This is a genomic window from Devosia sp. Micro-HW1 (genome assembly GCF_056341075.1).
In genome coordinates this window covers 1,843,371-1,857,652 of record NZ_CP094375.1, presented here as the reverse complement: position 1 = coordinate 1,857,652, position 14,282 = coordinate 1,843,371, and the positions used below count along the sequence as shown (strand labels likewise).

Annotated in this window: 11 protein-coding genes, 1 pseudogene and 1 riboswitch; all 12 genes and pseudogenes read right to left on the bottom strand. The window is 63.4% G+C overall.

Going from position 1 to position 14,282, the window contains the following annotated elements; translation table 11 throughout:
• Positions 1 to 118 precede the first annotated feature (118 nt).
• Positions 119 to 520 (bottom strand): annotated as a pseudogene (locus MQW79_RS08815) (allophanate hydrolase-related protein); the annotation flags it as partial.
• A 50-nt stretch (positions 521 to 570) separates the two neighbouring features.
• Positions 571 to 4,107 (bottom strand): urea carboxylase, encoded by a 3,537-nt coding sequence (gene uca / locus MQW79_RS08810; RefSeq protein WP_476588064.1) that lies wholly within the window; start codon positions 4,105 to 4,107, stop codon positions 571 to 573.
• Positions 4,108 to 4,111: 4 nt separating this feature from the next.
• Positions 4,112 to 4,702 carry an urea amidolyase associated protein UAAP2 gene (locus MQW79_RS08805; RefSeq protein ID WP_476588062.1) on the bottom strand — a complete coding sequence of 197 codons (591 nt, stop codon included), beginning with the start codon at positions 4,700 to 4,702 and terminating at the stop codon, positions 4,112 to 4,114.
• Positions 4,703 to 4,712: 10 nt separating this feature from the next.
• Entirely contained in the window at positions 4,713 to 5,513 is an 801-nt protein-coding gene (locus tag MQW79_RS08800; protein ID WP_476588060.1) for an urea amidolyase associated protein UAAP1, read from the bottom strand.
• The gene (locus MQW79_RS08795; RefSeq protein ID WP_476588058.1) at positions 5,510 to 6,334 is read right to left on the bottom strand and encodes an ABC transporter ATP-binding protein; all 825 of its coding nucleotides are present in this window, start codon (positions 6,332 to 6,334) and stop codon (positions 5,510 to 5,512) included. Before MQW79_RS08795 ends, MQW79_RS08800 begins: the two co-directional genes overlap by 4 nt.
• Positions 6,334 to 7,149 carry an ABC transporter permease gene (locus MQW79_RS08790; protein WP_476588057.1) on the bottom strand — a complete coding sequence of 272 codons (816 nt, stop codon included), beginning with the start codon at positions 7,147 to 7,149 and terminating at the stop codon, positions 6,334 to 6,336. The genes MQW79_RS08795 and MQW79_RS08790 overlap by 1 nt, the downstream gene beginning before the upstream one ends.
• A gap of 149 nt (positions 7,150 to 7,298) precedes the next feature.
• On the bottom strand, positions 7,299 to 8,372 hold the full coding sequence (locus MQW79_RS08785) for a putative urea ABC transporter substrate-binding protein (protein WP_476588056.1): 1,074 nt from the start codon (positions 8,370 to 8,372) through the stop codon (positions 7,299 to 7,301).
• Positions 8,373 to 8,443: 71 nt separating this feature from the next.
• Positions 8,444 to 8,549: riboswitch (guanidine-I (ykkC/yxkD leader) on the bottom strand.
• A 294-nt stretch (positions 8,550 to 8,843) separates the two neighbouring features.
• On the bottom strand, positions 8,844 to 9,857 hold the full coding sequence (locus MQW79_RS08780) for a c-type cytochrome (protein WP_476588054.1): 1,014 nt from the start codon (positions 9,855 to 9,857) through the stop codon (positions 8,844 to 8,846).
• On the bottom strand, positions 9,854 to 10,480 hold the full coding sequence (locus MQW79_RS08775; RefSeq protein ID WP_476588052.1) for a cytochrome c oxidase assembly protein: 627 nt from the start codon (positions 10,478 to 10,480) through the stop codon (positions 9,854 to 9,856). Before MQW79_RS08775 ends, MQW79_RS08780 begins: the two co-directional genes overlap by 4 nt.
• Positions 10,477 to 10,887 carry a hypothetical protein gene (locus MQW79_RS08770; protein WP_476588051.1) on the bottom strand — a complete coding sequence of 137 codons (411 nt, stop codon included), beginning with the start codon at positions 10,885 to 10,887 and terminating at the stop codon, positions 10,477 to 10,479. Before MQW79_RS08770 ends, MQW79_RS08775 begins: the two co-directional genes overlap by 4 nt.
• The gene (locus MQW79_RS08765; RefSeq protein WP_476588050.1) at positions 10,884 to 13,370 is read right to left on the bottom strand and encodes a cbb3-type cytochrome c oxidase subunit I; all 2,487 of its coding nucleotides are present in this window, start codon (positions 13,368 to 13,370) and stop codon (positions 10,884 to 10,886) included. The genes MQW79_RS08770 and MQW79_RS08765 overlap by 4 nt, the downstream gene beginning before the upstream one ends.
• Positions 13,367 to 14,260, bottom strand: coding sequence for a cytochrome c oxidase subunit II (gene coxB / locus MQW79_RS08760; protein ID WP_476588048.1), 894 nt, complete (start codon positions 14,258 to 14,260; stop codon positions 13,367 to 13,369). Before coxB ends, MQW79_RS08765 begins: the two co-directional genes overlap by 4 nt.
• Between the last annotated feature and the right edge of the window lie 22 nt (positions 14,261 to 14,282).

Here is a 14,282-nt window from a genome sequence, read left to right as displayed (position 1 = left end):
GGGCTCTGCGATAGCGCATGCCTACACCCTTGAGTGCCCCAGTCGCCATCCTGACGGCAATCGGTATGTCGGGACTGCGTGGCCGCCCAGTCCCAAATCCGACCGAGACGCGCCCCCATTAGCTTCGTGACGCGATAAATGCGCGCCAGCCCCCATGATGGGTTACGTCTTCGGCATCTGCAATGGCATGGGCCTCGCAGAGAAAGCCGGATACAGCACTTCCGTCATCGAGGATCACCTTGCCGATCCCCAATGGCGCCGGAATTCGGGCAACGAAACGACCAAAGGCATCGGCAGGAAGGGCCCAGACTTCGACCTCGAGGCCTGCGCCTGCGAAGCCGGGCTGCCGCACCATGCCGGGTTTGGCCGGAACGGTATTGGGCAGGGCATACAACCGGTAGTCGCCGGCCGTCCGGCACACTTTCAGCAGGCGTCCTCCAGGGCCGGTCAGTTCTGCGTTGAGTGGCATTCCGGACAAGTGGGCGCCGACCACAACGATCGGAATGTGCTGGTCGTCTCCGGAAGACGTGTCATCGGCCCCTACCGTCAGATCGGTCGCAATTGGCAGCATCAGATTTCCTCCATGACGACGACAACATCGCCGGTTTTGACATTTCTACCCGGTCCAGCGCGCACCTCGCGCACCCGGCCTGCCGCGTGGGCAGTAACGGTTATTTCCATTTTCATGGATTCGATGATGGCAACGGCTTCGCCCTGGGCGACCGCGGCACCGCTTTCGACCAGAATTTTCCAGATATTGCCGGGCACGCCGCTGGCAATGCCGAAGCAGTTTTCCGGTATGTCGCCCTCGATTGCGCCGTTGCCGGCATCGTCGGCGATGAAGCTATCGAGGCCTTCCACCTTCCAGCGATTGCGTTCGGCGTCGAATGCGGCCTGCTGGCTGGTCTTGAAGGCGGAGATGCTCCGGGCATTGGCAGCCAGTTCCCGGGCGTAATCGGCGTAGGAGAATTGTGTCTCCTCGATCCGCAGTGGATAGGCGCCGTGCGGGAAGGCGGCGCGCGCTTCGGTGAGTTCATCGTGACTGACCGGGAAGAAGCGGATCTGGTCGAAGAAGTTGAGCAGCCACGGCTTGCCCGGGGTGAATTCCGGGGTCGAGCGCCAGGTGTTCCACACCTGGATTGTGCGGCCGAAGAGCTGATAACCGCCGGGGCCTTCCATGCCATAAACGCACATATAGGCGCCGCCGATTCCCACCGCGTTTTCCGGCGTCCAGGTACGTGCCGGATTGTATTTGGTGGTGACCAGGCGATGGCGCGGGTCGATCGGCGTGGCCACTGGCGCGCCGAGATAGACGTCCCCGAGTCCCAGCACCAGATAGCTGGCATCGAAGATGGTGCGCTTGACGTCCTCGATACTGCCGAGCCCATTGATGCGGCGGATGAACTCGATATTGTCAGGGCACCAGGGCGCGTTGGGGCGCACCAGTTCCTGGTATTTGCGCATGGCCAGCTGGATATCCGGGTCGTTCCACGAGAGGGGCAGATGTACGATGCGGCTTGGGACAATCACGTCCTCTGCGGCAGGTAGCTCCGTTTCGATCCCGGTCAGCAGACCCAAGAGCGTCGCACGCGAGAGCACGGTGCTGTCGTAGTGTATCTGAAGCGAGCGGATGCCCGGCGTGAGGTCGATGATGCCGGGCAGACCGGCGTCGCGGACGGCTTGCTCCAGCAGGTGAACGCGCAGGCGCAGGGCAATGTCGAGCGACATGGCGCCATATTCGACCAGGAGGTTGTCATCGCCCTGGCGGCGATAAATGACCGGCACCGGACAATCATCGGAGCGGGCGAGAATGGCCGAACCCGTGTTGTATTCGGGGCGATGGATGGCTGGTCCGGCAACCGGATCGCGGGGGCGGGCGACAGGTTTGAAGCGGATGGTGTCGCCGGGCTTGAACTGGCCCATCTTCCACAACTCGTCGCGAGCGATTACTGCCGGGCAGACGAAACCGCCCAGGCTGGGGCCATCGGGGCCGAGGATAATCGGCATGTCGCCGGTGAAGTCGATGGCACCAATGGCATAAGCATTGTCATGCAGGTTCGATGGGTGCAGCCCGGCCTCGCCGCCATCGCTGCGGGCCCATTTCGGCGCCGGGCCGATGAGCCGGACGCCGGTGCGGGCGCTGTTGAAATGGACTTCATAGTCGGTGGCAAAAAGTGCCTCGATATCGCCGTCCTGGAAGAAGTCGGGTGCACCATGTGGGCCGTACAATACGCCGACCTCCCAGTGGCGGGTGAGAGGGGCCGGCGCTTCGGCGGGATGGACGACTGGCTGTTCGGCGCGGGCAAGGTGCAGAACGTGCCCGGCCTTGACTGTCCCGGTGGCATGGCCGCCGAACTGGCCGAGGCCGAAGGTGGCGCGGGAGCCGAGGACGATGGGGGCTGCAAAACCTCCCGCCACCGCGAGATAGCTGCGCTGTCCAGGGCCATCGATGGCGCCGATGGCGAGGGTTTGCCCGGCCGCGATTGCCACGGGTGCGTTGTGGGCAACCGGAATTCCATCGAGCTTCATCGGCATGCGGGCGCCCGACAATGCGACGGTCGCCGGGGCGTGGAAGCGCAGGGTCGGGCCGGCAACGGTAAGCTCCAATGCAGCTACCGCATCGGCATTGCCGACGAGCCGATTGGCGTGACGGAAGCTGCGGCCATCCATAGGTCCGCTGGGAGGCACGCCGACATGCCAAAGGCCAAGACGACCGGGCAATTCCTGGATGCTGGATTGGGCACCTGGGGCAATGACTTCCACCACATCGGGGACGAATGTAAAGTCCCGGAGCGCCGTGGTCGCAACCTTGCCGCTGGCAAGCAAGTCGGACGCAGCGATGGTCCTTAGATAGGCGAGGTTGGTTTCGATTCCGGCGACGGACGTCTCATGCAGCGCCGCCCGCAGATTGGCGATGGCCGTGGGGCGGTCGATGCCGGCGACGATGATCTTGGCCAGCATTGGATCGTAGTTGGACGTGACTTCGGTGCCGGTTTCGATCCAGCCGTCAACGCGGACATGGTCGGGGAATTTGACTTCGGTCAGCTGCCCCGCGCTTGGCCGGAAATTCGCGTGCGGTATTTCGGCATAAAGCCGGACTTCGATGGCCGCGCCTTGCGGGGTCAGCGGGCCGACCTTGGCAATGGGGTCTTCGCCTGCGGCCTGGCGGATCATCCACTCGACGAGGTCGATGTTGAATACCGCCTCGGTGACAGGGTGCTCGACCTGGAGACGGGTGTTGACCTCGAGGAAGTAGAAGTCCTCGCGGACCGGGTCGTAGATGAACTCAACCGTTCCGGCCGACGCATACTTCACCGCCGAGCCGAGATCCGTGGCGGCCTTGTGCAGACGGGCGCGCACGGCTTCGGAGAGGCCCGGCGCAGGTGTTTCTTCCAGCACCTTCTGGTTCCGGCGCTGCAGCGAGCAATCGCGCTCGCCCAGCGCGATGACTTTTCCCCTGCCATCGCCGAAGATCTGCACCTCGACATGGCGGGCGTCGGATACAAAGCGCTCGATATAGACGCGGGCGTCGCCGAAGCTGGCGGTTGCCGTGCGCTGCACGCTGGCGAAGGCGGCAGCGAGCGCCGCCGCGTCGGTACAGAGCTGCATGCCGATGCCCCCGCCGCCGGCGGTGCTCTTGAGCATGACCGGGTAGCCGATCGTTTCGGCGGCGGTGAGGGCCTCCTCCACACTGCTGAGCAGGCTGGTGCCAGGCAGCAGCGGCACGCCGCTAGATTTGGCCAGTTCGCGGGCGGTGTGCTTGAGGCCGAAAGCCTCGATATTGGTCGGCGTGGGGCCGATGAAGGTGATGCCGGCCGCGGCCAGGCGCTGGGCGAAATCGATGTTCTCGGAGAGGAAGCCATAGCCGGGATGAACGGCTTCGGCGCCTGTGGCCTTGCAGGCAGCGATGACGGCGTCGACGTTGAGGTAGGACTCGGTTGCCGGGGCAGGGCCGAGGCGCACGGCCTCGTCGGCCAGCGATACGGCTCTGGTGAACCGGTCAGCGTCGGAATAGACGGCGACCGAGGCGATGCCCATGCGGCGCAGGGTCTTGATGATGCGCACGGCGATTTCGCCGCGATTGGCGATGAGGACTTTAGTGAACATGGGATCAGTCCGAAATCACGACGCGGATGGGCGTGGGATTGAAGCCATTGCAGGGGTTGTTGACCTGGGGGCAGTTGGAGATGACGCAGAGCACGTCCATCTCAGCGACGAGTTCGACATGATCTCCAGGTGCCGACAGACCATCGACGATGGTCATCTGGCCGGAGGGTTCGATCGGCACATTCATGAAGAAGTTGATGTTGGCGACGATGTCACGCTTGCTCATGCCGTGCTTGGTTACCTCGAGCACGAAATTGTCGCGGCAGGCGTGGAGATACTTGGTGTCGTGGCCGAAGCGGACGGTGTTGCTCTCGCAGGAACATGCGCCGGCCGACGTGTCGTGGCGACCGCAGCTGTCGGCAGTGACGACAAGCATCACATTGCCTTCGTTGCTGACGATTTTGGTGCCCAGCCCGATATAGGCATTGCCGTTGACGCGCAGGGTGTCCTGACCGCTATAGCGCTCGGAAAAATCGTCGGCCCTGTAGAACAGCGTATCGACGGCCTGCTGGCCCTCGCTGTCGATGATGCGAATGGTCTGGCCCTTGCGGACGATACCGGACCAAGGCTTTTCGGCGGGGATGAGGTGTTCCATTTTGTCTCCCTCAAGCCAGCTGCATGGCGTTGTTTTCGAAGCCGCGCACGGCCTCCGCGGTCGCTGTGCGACAGAGATCGTCGACGGCGATGGGCGCGCGGAACCGGGTGACGGTCACCGGATGCGGCGCATAGTGCGGGCTCGGATCGAGCGGGTGCGGGCAGTTGGAGAAGGCGACGATCAGGTCCATCTCGGCGCGCAGGTCCACATAGTCGTTGGCAACAAGCAGGTCCTCGCGCCAGGTGAATTTGCCACTGGCATCGACGCGGACCGGGGCGAAGAGGGTGAGCGCCGAGGGAACGTCGCGGCGATTGAGGCCGAGCTTGCCGGCGACAAGGATGAAATTGTCGCGGGTGTTCCTGACGCCGTCAGCATATTTGCCGGCATTCGAGGCAGCAGTTGAGCCGCCGACCAAGCCGTCATGCGCGGTGGATGCCGCTTCGGTGACCGAGAACAGAACCCGGCCCATATCGGTAAACAGCACACGACCCCTGGCGATGGCGGTTGTCCACTGGACCTTGACGGTGTCGGGCAGGTTGAGGCGTTCGCTACTGTCAGCGGATGACCAAGCGATCAGCGAAAGGGCAGACGGCCCCTGGTCCTGAGCAATGCGGATGGTGTCGCCGACTCTGAGGCTAGTCGACCAGTACCAGCCCCCGGGGATGGTCTCGACATGCAAAGGATTGGCAATCGGTGCAGCGGGAATGGTGCTGGGGCCGGGAAGGGCTTTGGGAGCATTCTGCATCCCCTTGCGCTGGTGTTCCTCGTAGCGCGCTCGATCGGCAGCGATCTGCTCGGGTGTTCGGCTCATGGATTGACTCCCTGTTTTGGCGCCAGGTCGTCCTGGCCAAGACCCAAGGGAATGACCGGGTCGTCCCGGTCTGGGGCAAAAATGGACGGCTCGCCGGCAATGCGCGGTGGCCAGATATCGATGTCGCGGCTGAGGAGCGCGCCATAGCGCTCGCGCTCTTCCGGGCGATCACGTGGTCGCTCGAAGGCGATGACGCGCGTGCCCAGGGTAAAGGCCTCACGCATGTCATGGGTGACCATGACGACTGTGAGCTCGGTCTCATGCCAGAGGCGCTTCATCAGCACATGAATTTCGGCCCTTATGCCCGGGTCGAGCGCGCCGAATGGCTCGTCGAGCAAAAGGACCTTGGGCTTCATGATCAGCGCCTGGGCCAGGGCCAGGCGCTGCTGCATGCCGCCTGAAAGCTGGGCGGGGTACTTGGTCTCTGATCCGGCGAGACCGACTTCGGCAATGAGCGACATGGCTTCGTCTATCGCCTTACGGCGGGCGGCACCAAACAGGCGCGCGGTGATCGGGCTCTTGAATTCCTTGCCCAGCAGCACATTGCCAAGCACGGTGAGATGCGGAAAGACCGAATAGCGCTGGAAGACCACGCCGCGGTCGGGGCCGGGCTCGGCCACCAGCGGCACGCCATCCATGGTGATGGTGCCATGTGTGGGTGCTTCTTCGCCGAGCAACAGCTTGAGGAAGGTGGTCTTGCCGCAGCCCGATGGGCCGACCAGCGCCACGAATGCGCGTGAGGCGATGGTCAGCGAGATTTTCTCGAGCACGATCTGGTCGCCATATTCTTTCCAGACATTGTCGAAGACGATGGTGCTCATCAGCGGCTCCCCAGATTGGACCAGGGGAAGACAATGATGCGCAGGCGATCGAGGGCGAAATTGGCGAGGACCGCCAGAAGCGTGATCCAGGCGACGTATGGGAAGATCACGTCCATGGAGAGATACCGGCGGACAAGGAAGATCCGGTAGCCCAGGCCGCTATCGGCCGAGATGGCTTCGGCGGCGATGAGGAAGAGCCATGCGGGTCCAAGCTGCAGGCGAAGGCAGGTGATCAGCCGCGGCAGGACTTGCGGCAGTACCACGCGCAGCGCGATCTGCCAGGATGAGCCACCGAGCGTTTGGGCCTTGGTGATCTGCTCCTTGGGCAGTTCCATGACGCGCAGGGAGAGATCGCGGATCATCGCCGGGGCGACGCCGATGATGATCAGAGTGATCTTGGCGGTCTCGCCCAGGCCCAGGACGATGAAAAGAATGGGCAGCAGGGCCAGGGGCGGCACCATGGACGCGGTTGCGATGAACGGAGAAAGCAGTGCTCGCGCATAGGGCAGCATGCCCACGATCATGCCGACGACAAGGGCCAGGAGGGTGGAAATGCCCAGTGCCCAACCCAGGCGGACGAGGCTTGCGGCGGTATCGGACCACAGGATGTATTCGCCGGTGCGTGGATCGGGAATGAAGGCGAGGCGGTTGACGGCATCGATCATGCCCTGCAGTGCTGGCAGCAGCTTGTCACTTGGATTGTCGGCCAACCGCGCCGCCGAGCCGACGCCGTAGGCAGTAACCAGCAGCACGAAGGGCAGCAGCATCAGCAGCGTGGTGACTGTGGGTGTAGGTTTGGTGTTGATCCAGCGCATGGTTTGTTCGGACGGTGGTGACGTGGACGACCGCCTCAACCGCCCTTCGGGGCCTTCTCCCACGAGGGGCGAAGGCGATGGAGCGGGGAGGCCTCAGTCGGGACCCTTCTCCCTTGTGGGGGAGGGCGGCGCTTAGCGGATGAGGGGATCTACAGCGCCTCGTCGGCCGCCATCTGCATGTATTCCGCGGTGAACCGAAGCTTTATATTGGCACTGTCGCCAAGCACGGTGCCATCGGGCAGTTCGATGCCGATGACGTCGGCCGAAGGCGCGCCGGAGCCGAGCAGGCCCTTGTCGAAGAGGAAAGTGCGGACCTTGTCCATTGTGGTGGCGAGGTCGGGCGAGGTGGTGAAGGCCACGGCTTCGGCGGCGGTTGGGAAGAGTTTGGTGGCCGCAAGCTGGGCTTCAAAGCCGGCCTGGTCGGTGCCCGAGGCAACGCCCATGGCTTCGCGGGCAGCGGCGCCTTCGGGCGTGTCTGCCGTCATCACCGCCATCGTGTCGTACCAGATGCCGACAAGCGCCTTGCCGAAATCGGGATTGGCATCCAGCACGTCGGTATTGGCGACCATCATGTCGATGATCTCGCCGGGGATCTGCGCGCTGTCGAAGACCTTGGTGGCGTCGGGCAGAGCCAGGATTTCCGAAACCATCGGGTTCCAGGTGACCATGGCGGTGACGTCTGCTGTCTGGAAGGCGCCGACCATGTCGGGATCAGAGGTGTTGACCACGCTGACATCGCGCTCGGTCATGCCAACGCTTTCGAGCGCCCGGGCGAGCAGGTAGTGGCTCACCGAGAATTCGACGAGATTGACCGACTGGCCGGCGATGGACGTCAGGTCGCCCTCGCCCTTGAGAATGACGGCATCATTGCCGGCCGAGAAATCGCCAATGATCACTGCCGTCGTATCAACGCCGCCGGCCGCCGGGATGGACAGGCCATCCATATTGGTGAGGGTGACGGCGTCATAGGCGCCGGCGGTGTATTGATTGATGGATTCGACGTAGTCGTTGAACTGAGTCACCTCAATAGTAATGCCGTACTGGTCGGCCCACTTCTGTACGATGCCGCTGTCGGCGGCATAGCCCCAGGGCATCCAGCCAACATAGATCGACCAGGCGACCTTGAAGTCGGTCTTGGCCTGCGCCAAGGCGATCGTCGACGTGCCAGTGGCCAGAGCCAGCGAGACTGCAGCTACCGTGGTGAGTTTGGTCAGAAACGTCATCTCAATTCCCCTTGCGAATTCACAATAAGGGATTGGACAGAAACCATCGCGCCAATCCCTTGGCTATCGAGGTCTCCCGGGCTTTTGTCCCGCCGTGCGTCCGGGCGGATGTCTCCCGCCCGGTGGTAGCTCTTGGACCAGGCACGTCACTGACGCCGGAACCCTAGCACCTTACTCTGTATGCAAGTCAGCAAGTGCCGTGCCAAAGGCATAAGGCATCAATTTCAAAGGCTTAGGGTGCAGCCTGAGATATGCCATGACTAATAACTGGGCGACATTAGGCTTGCTGTCTAATATTTGTGCAATGCAGCGGACTTCGGTCAGGGGAGCGAGGCTGGTCCGGTGCGTAACCAGGAGCTGCACACTATCGTCCAAACGGCGTTGGCGGCGCTATGGCAGCGGAATGCTCCTGCCTGGGCTATGTGAGTTAGCGATTGATCTGGTCACAAATCGCGGCTTGGAAAACAGTCGTCACTGCCCATAGTGCCGCGCAACTGCGTCCAGTTCCTCAGGCTCAAGACGATGCGGGCCTTCTTCAAGCGGATCCTGGACCACTTTCGCCATGACTTCGGCAAAGCGGCCGCCGCGGTCGGCGCCATGCTTCTGGAACAGTTGTAGCTGCAAGCGCAAGTATTCGACTGGCTGGCCGGAAAGGCGCGGATAGTCGGTACGCGCCGTGGCCCCATGGCAACGCTCGCAGGCGGGAATGTCGCGCGAGACGATGCCCTCGCGGGCTATGTGGGCGCCAAGGGCGTTGCTGGCGGATGGGCCGACCTCGATCTGCCGGCCGAATTGACGCGCGAGGTCCTGGATGTCGGCGTCGGACAATTGCCGGGTCGCTGCCATCATGGTGCCGCTATGACGGCTGCCGTCACGGAAGGCGGTGAGGGCGTCCGTGAGATATTGCGGGCTCTGGATATCGAGGCGCGGGAAGGCGCCGTCGCGCCCCGCGCCCGTCTCGCCATGGCAGGAGGCACAGCTGCCTGGTTCGGCATTGCCATGGGCCAGCGCCGCATAGTCGCTGGCCTGCATCGTGGGCAGTCGCCGCACGAACGCCACCATGGCCCAGATTTCATCGTCGCGCATATCGGTCGGCCAGGCCGGCATGGCTGTGTGGCGGATACCATATTTGATGGTCTGGAACAGACGCGCATCGGGGCGCCAGGCGGTGAGGGCCGGTGGCGACGGCGACAGGTCCTGCGCAAAGCGCGCGGCCGGCGCTTCGGGGCTGCCGTGGCAGGCGGCACAGACGAGCTGGTAGTGGCCAGCCCCGCGCCGGATCATGGCTGGATCGTCGAGGTCGGGCGCGCCGGTCAAGGCCGAGCGCAGACCGATGGATTGACGGGCGGCAGTCTGGGTGTACCAGTCGACCATGGCATTGCTGCCAGGCCTGGCGCTGTGGTCGATGAGCCCGGTCAGCGGCAGGGCCAGGATGAACAGCGCGCCGGCCGCGGCACTGGCAATGATGGGTGCGAGACGCCTCATGGCAGTACAGGCCGCCTCAGGGCCCGCGCCACGAGGGTCAGTCCACCGGCCAGATAGATCACCCCGCCTATGGCCAGCATGATGACGCCGCCCACCTGCTGGTCGGCCATTTCGGAGAGGCCGAAAGGACTGTGGTGGTCATGTCCGGGATAGATCGGCCGGGGCGCGAGGCCGATCAGGGCGCCAAGCAGCGTCATGTGCATGGAGGTGAAGAACAGGGTCAGTGCGCCGGCCAGAGCCGCGCTTTCCCGCCGCCCGGCAGGTGCCGCCAGGGCCAGAATCCAGACCAGTAGCGACGCGATGGCGAAGGAGGCCTGTTCATAGGCCAGCATCAGGCCCGAGGTGCGTGAGGCATGGTGAAGCGCAGGCGTGTGCCAGCCCCAGACAATGACGAGGTCGAAGAGGCTCACGGCAATAGGCAGGGCCAGTTGCGAGCGCAGCCAGGGGTGGTCGGCCACCATCGGTGCCAGGCCCGCTGCGAGAATGGGAACGGCGATGCCGACGACACCCATATGGAGGGCCATATGCGCGGCGAAGCTCTCTGGCACGAGGCGCGGCAGTGGTCCCGCCCAGGCTGCGAGCAGCAGGATCAGGCCCAGCCCGACAAGTGCGCGCGGGCTCACCGGCAGGTCTCGAGATAGAGCATCGGAATGGTGACGTAGATCACCGCCACGGCGGAGAGCACGCAGAGCATCAGCGCCACATGGGAGAGGAAGCGGTGCCGCTCCTCGGGCGTATTGTGCTCATATTCGAAATCGTCATCGGTGAGGCTGCGATCGTGGACGCGCCAAAGCCGGGTGCTGGACCAGAAGATGCCACCGAGCGCCGCCACGGTGACGATGATCACCAGCAGGCGGATATTATCCAAAGGCGCATCCCGCCCCATCTTCTCGCAATAGATAGCAGCGGTGACATAGCAGGCGAGAAAATGCAGCGCCCAGATGGTGGGCGAGATGATGACGCTCCAGAGGTCCGTGCCGGACCCCGTCTCGCGCCTCACTTCCTTGCCGATGGGATTGTCGTCGCTCATGTCAGATACGGAAAGCCTCCAATGACCAGCGCCGTCAGCACGCCACTGAAAGCTGTAAAGTGCCAGTAGAGGGCGATGTTCCAGAGATCGGCGTCATGGGTGGGCGTCGCCTTGCGGTAGATCAACCGCGCGAGGCCGTAGGCCTGCATGATGAGGCCGGCGATGAAATGGCCCAGCACCCAGAGCACCAGCGCCCATATGATGGCCGGGTAGGAATTGGCGGTCGGGTCGAGCCCCGTGGTCCAGGGGCCGGCCGCGAGGGCGAAGCCTGAAGCAATGGTCACGACGAGAGCTGCGCCCAGCAGCAATTGCGCCGTGCCTGATCGTCCCCGGCCATTGATGATGCGGGCGCCCAATGTCAGCCCCCAGGTCAGCAGGACCAGCAGCCCCGCCACCATTGGCCAGAACCAGCCCGGTCCGTCCATGCCTTCGGGCGGAAAATTAGGGTGGATCGTCCAGAAGAAGAAATAGCCGAAAAGAAGCGCGAGGAAAGCGGTGAGGTCGCCGGTCATGGTGATGAACATGGCCCACCATCCAGTGGATTTGTAGCCCGAGACATAGAGCGGCACGCGCTCGCCTCCGCCAATGTCCTTGGTCTTCTTCTCCGGGATTACAGCGGTGCCGGTCCAGAGCCAGACGAGCACGGCCGCGAGGAAAACCACGCCGCCCAAGGCGGTGAGGATCCACCATTTGAAGGTCATGAAGATGAAGACCATGCCCAGGCCCGCGGCTGCAATCATCGGCAGCCAGCTGGGCCCGCCAACGCGCAGAACCTGGATCGGCTGGGCGTCGAGGACGCTGGTCACCAGGGTTTCGCGCTTGCCTTCCCTGGCGTCGGGCAGCAGCCCCTCGCCATTGTCGATCGTATGGAGCAGGGCCTTGTCGTCCCAGAGCGGATAGCGGGAATTGATACGCGGGATCGAGCGCATGCCCCAGCTGTCGCCGAAGCGGGCCGCCCATTCGAGCGTGCCGGCATTCCAGACGTTGCGCGCCACCTCGGGCTGGTCCTTCTTGGGTCGCACGCAATCCCACACCAGAAGCAGAAAACCGGCGGCGAAGATGAAGGCACCGACCGAGGAGATCATGTTGAGCTCGGTCCAGCCACGCTCAGCGCCATAGGTGTAGACGCGGCGCGGCATGCCCAGCATGCCGGTGAGGTGCATGGGCAGGAAGGCCGTGTTGAAGCCCACCATCATCAGCCAGAAGGACCAGATGCCGAGCTTGCGTGACAGCGCCTTGCCCATGACCAGCGGGTAATAATAGTAAACCCCGGCCATGACCGGGAACAGCATGCCGCCAATCAGCGTGTAGTGCAGGTGGGCGACGATGAAATAGCTGTCATGAACCTGGAAATCGAAGGGTGCGACGGCGACCATGACACCCGTCAGGCCGCCGATGATGAAGATGGCCAGCGCGCCCAGGCAGAACAGCATGGGCACCGAGCGCACCACCGTTCCGAGCATGACCGTGGCGATGAAGGCAAAGATCTGGATGCCGGTGGGGATGGCCACGGCTTCTGAGGCGGCCGAGAAAAAGCCCAGCGACACCGAGGGCAGGCCGGTGGTGAACATGTGGTGCACCCAGAGCCCGAAGCTCAGAAAGCCGGTGCCCAGAGCCGAGAGCACGATCCAGGAATAGCCGGTGATTTCGCGCTGGGCGAAGGTCGGCACGATCATCGCGAGCAGCGCAATTGCGGGCAGGAAGATGATATAGACTTCCGGATGGCCGAATATCCAGAACAGGTGCTGCCAGAGTATGGGGTCGCCGCCCCGGGTGACATCGAAGAAGGGCCAGTCAAGCAGGCGTTCAAGTTCGAAGAGGATGTCGCCCGCGATCAGTGGCGGGAACGCGAAGAGGATCATCCCGCCCACGACCAGAACATACCAGCCGTAGAGTGGCGTGAGGTTGATATGCATGCCCGGCGCCCGGCATTTGAGCACGCCGACGATCAGTTCCACCGCCGCCGCAATCGACGCCACCTCGATGAAACTGAGGCCCAAAAGCCAGATGTCGGCGCCGATGCCTGATTGCTCGGTCGAGAGCGGCGGATACATGAACCAACCGGCATCGGGTGCCGAGTTGAAGAAGATCGAGCCGCAGACAAAGACGCCCCCGATGAGATAGCACCAGAAGCCGAAGGCCGAGAGGCGCGGGAATGGCAGGTCACGCGCGCCCAGCATGCCGGGCAGGATCAGGATGGCCACAGCCTCGAAGATGGGCACGGCAAACAGAAACATCATCACCGTGCCATGCAGGGTGAAGACCTGGCTGTAGAACTCCGAGGTCACCAGCGTGCTATCGGGCACGAAAAGTTGCATGCGGATGATCAGCGCCAGCGCGCCGCCGAACAGCATGAAGGCAAAAGCGGCGGCGAAATACCACAAACCCACGACCGAATTGTTGACATTGGTCAGGTAGCTGAGGCCCCGGGGATTTTCCCAGACCCTGGCCAGCTGGGCGGTTTCGGCGCTCTTGTCGGTCATTTGAGGTCCAGCAGGTAGGAGACGAGGGCGTCGCGCTCGGTCTGGGGAAGCGCCGCATAGGAGGGCATGCGCACATCGGGTTTGAGGTGAGCGGGATCGAGTAGCCAGTTCGCGAGATTTTCCGGACTGATCGGCATCGTGCCGGCCGCCATCGTCCGACGGCTGGCGAAATGCGTGAGGTCGGGACCGACGGCGCCACCGGCGCTGGTGCCGCGCACTGCATGGCAGGCGCCGCAGCCAGTGGCGATGAACAGATCATGCGCTTCCGTCGCCGCCACGGGCTGAGCCTCGCCGGCGAGGAAAGCATCGAAACCTGCCTGCTCGTGTACCACGACCGGGAAGGCCATCAATGCATGCGACGGTCCGCAGAATTCGGCACAGACCCCACGGAACACACCAGTTTCGGTGGGCTTGAGGCGCCAGAGATTGGTGCGCCCCGGAATGACGTCTATCTTGCCGCCGAGATTGGGAATCCAGAAAGAGTGGATGACATCGGTGGAATTGAGCACGAATTCGGCCGTCTGCCCCACCGGCAGGTGCAGTTCGTTGGCGGACTGCACCACCGATCCGTCCGGCAGTTCATAGGCAATGCGCCACCAGTACTGCTCGGCAGTGACATGGACGCGCAGGTCTGCCCCCTCGGTTCGCACCCAGTCGGGCAGCAGGGCCAGGCCAAAGATCAGCAGGGCGGCCAGGGTAATCGAAGGAAAAGCCACGCCACCAATGAGGATGAACCGGTCGGCGAAACGCTCGGTCGCTGGACGCTTCGTGCCCAGCACCGCATAGACGGTGATCCCCATGACGATAAGCCAGATGACAACCGTGCCAGCCGCCATGACCCAGAAGAGGTTGGCGACGGCTGCGGCGTCCTCGCCGGCAGGGTGCAGCATGCTTTGCTCGGAAACGCAGGCG

What these genes read in the sequence shown, in the direction of transcription:
- MQW79_RS08800 (WP_476588060.1), bottom strand. Translation starts at nt 5,513, where the DNA reads ATGAGCCGAACACCCGAGCAGATCGCTGCCGATCGAGCGCGCTACGAG.
- MQW79_RS08790 (WP_476588057.1), bottom strand. Translation starts at nt 7,149, where the DNA reads ATGCGCTGGATCAACACCAAACCTACACCCACAGTCACCACGCTGCTG.
- uca (WP_476588064.1), bottom strand. Translation starts at nt 4,107, where the DNA reads ATGTTCACTAAAGTCCTCATCGCCAATCGCGGCGAAATCGCCGTGCGC.
- MQW79_RS08780 (WP_476588054.1), bottom strand. Translation starts at nt 9,857, where the DNA reads ATGAGGCGTCTCGCACCCATCATTGCCAGTGCCGCGGCCGGCGCGCTG.
- MQW79_RS08770 (WP_476588051.1), bottom strand. Translation starts at nt 10,887, where the DNA reads ATGAGCGACGACAATCCCATCGGCAAGGAAGTGAGGCGCGAGACGGGG.
- coxB (WP_476588048.1), bottom strand. Translation starts at nt 14,260, where the DNA reads ATGCTGCACCCTGCCGGCGAGGACGCCGCAGCCGTCGCCAACCTCTTC.
- MQW79_RS08805 (WP_476588062.1), bottom strand. Translation starts at nt 4,702, where the DNA reads ATGGAACACCTCATCCCCGCCGAAAAGCCTTGGTCCGGTATCGTCCGC.
- MQW79_RS08765 (WP_476588050.1), bottom strand. Translation starts at nt 13,370, where the DNA reads ATGACCGACAAGAGCGCCGAAACCGCCCAGCTGGCCAGGGTCTGGGAA.
- MQW79_RS08795 (WP_476588058.1), bottom strand. Translation starts at nt 6,334, where the DNA reads ATGAGCACCATCGTCTTCGACAATGTCTGGAAAGAATATGGCGACCAG.
- MQW79_RS08785 (WP_476588056.1), bottom strand. Translation starts at nt 8,372, where the DNA reads ATGACGTTTCTGACCAAACTCACCACGGTAGCTGCAGTCTCGCTGGCT.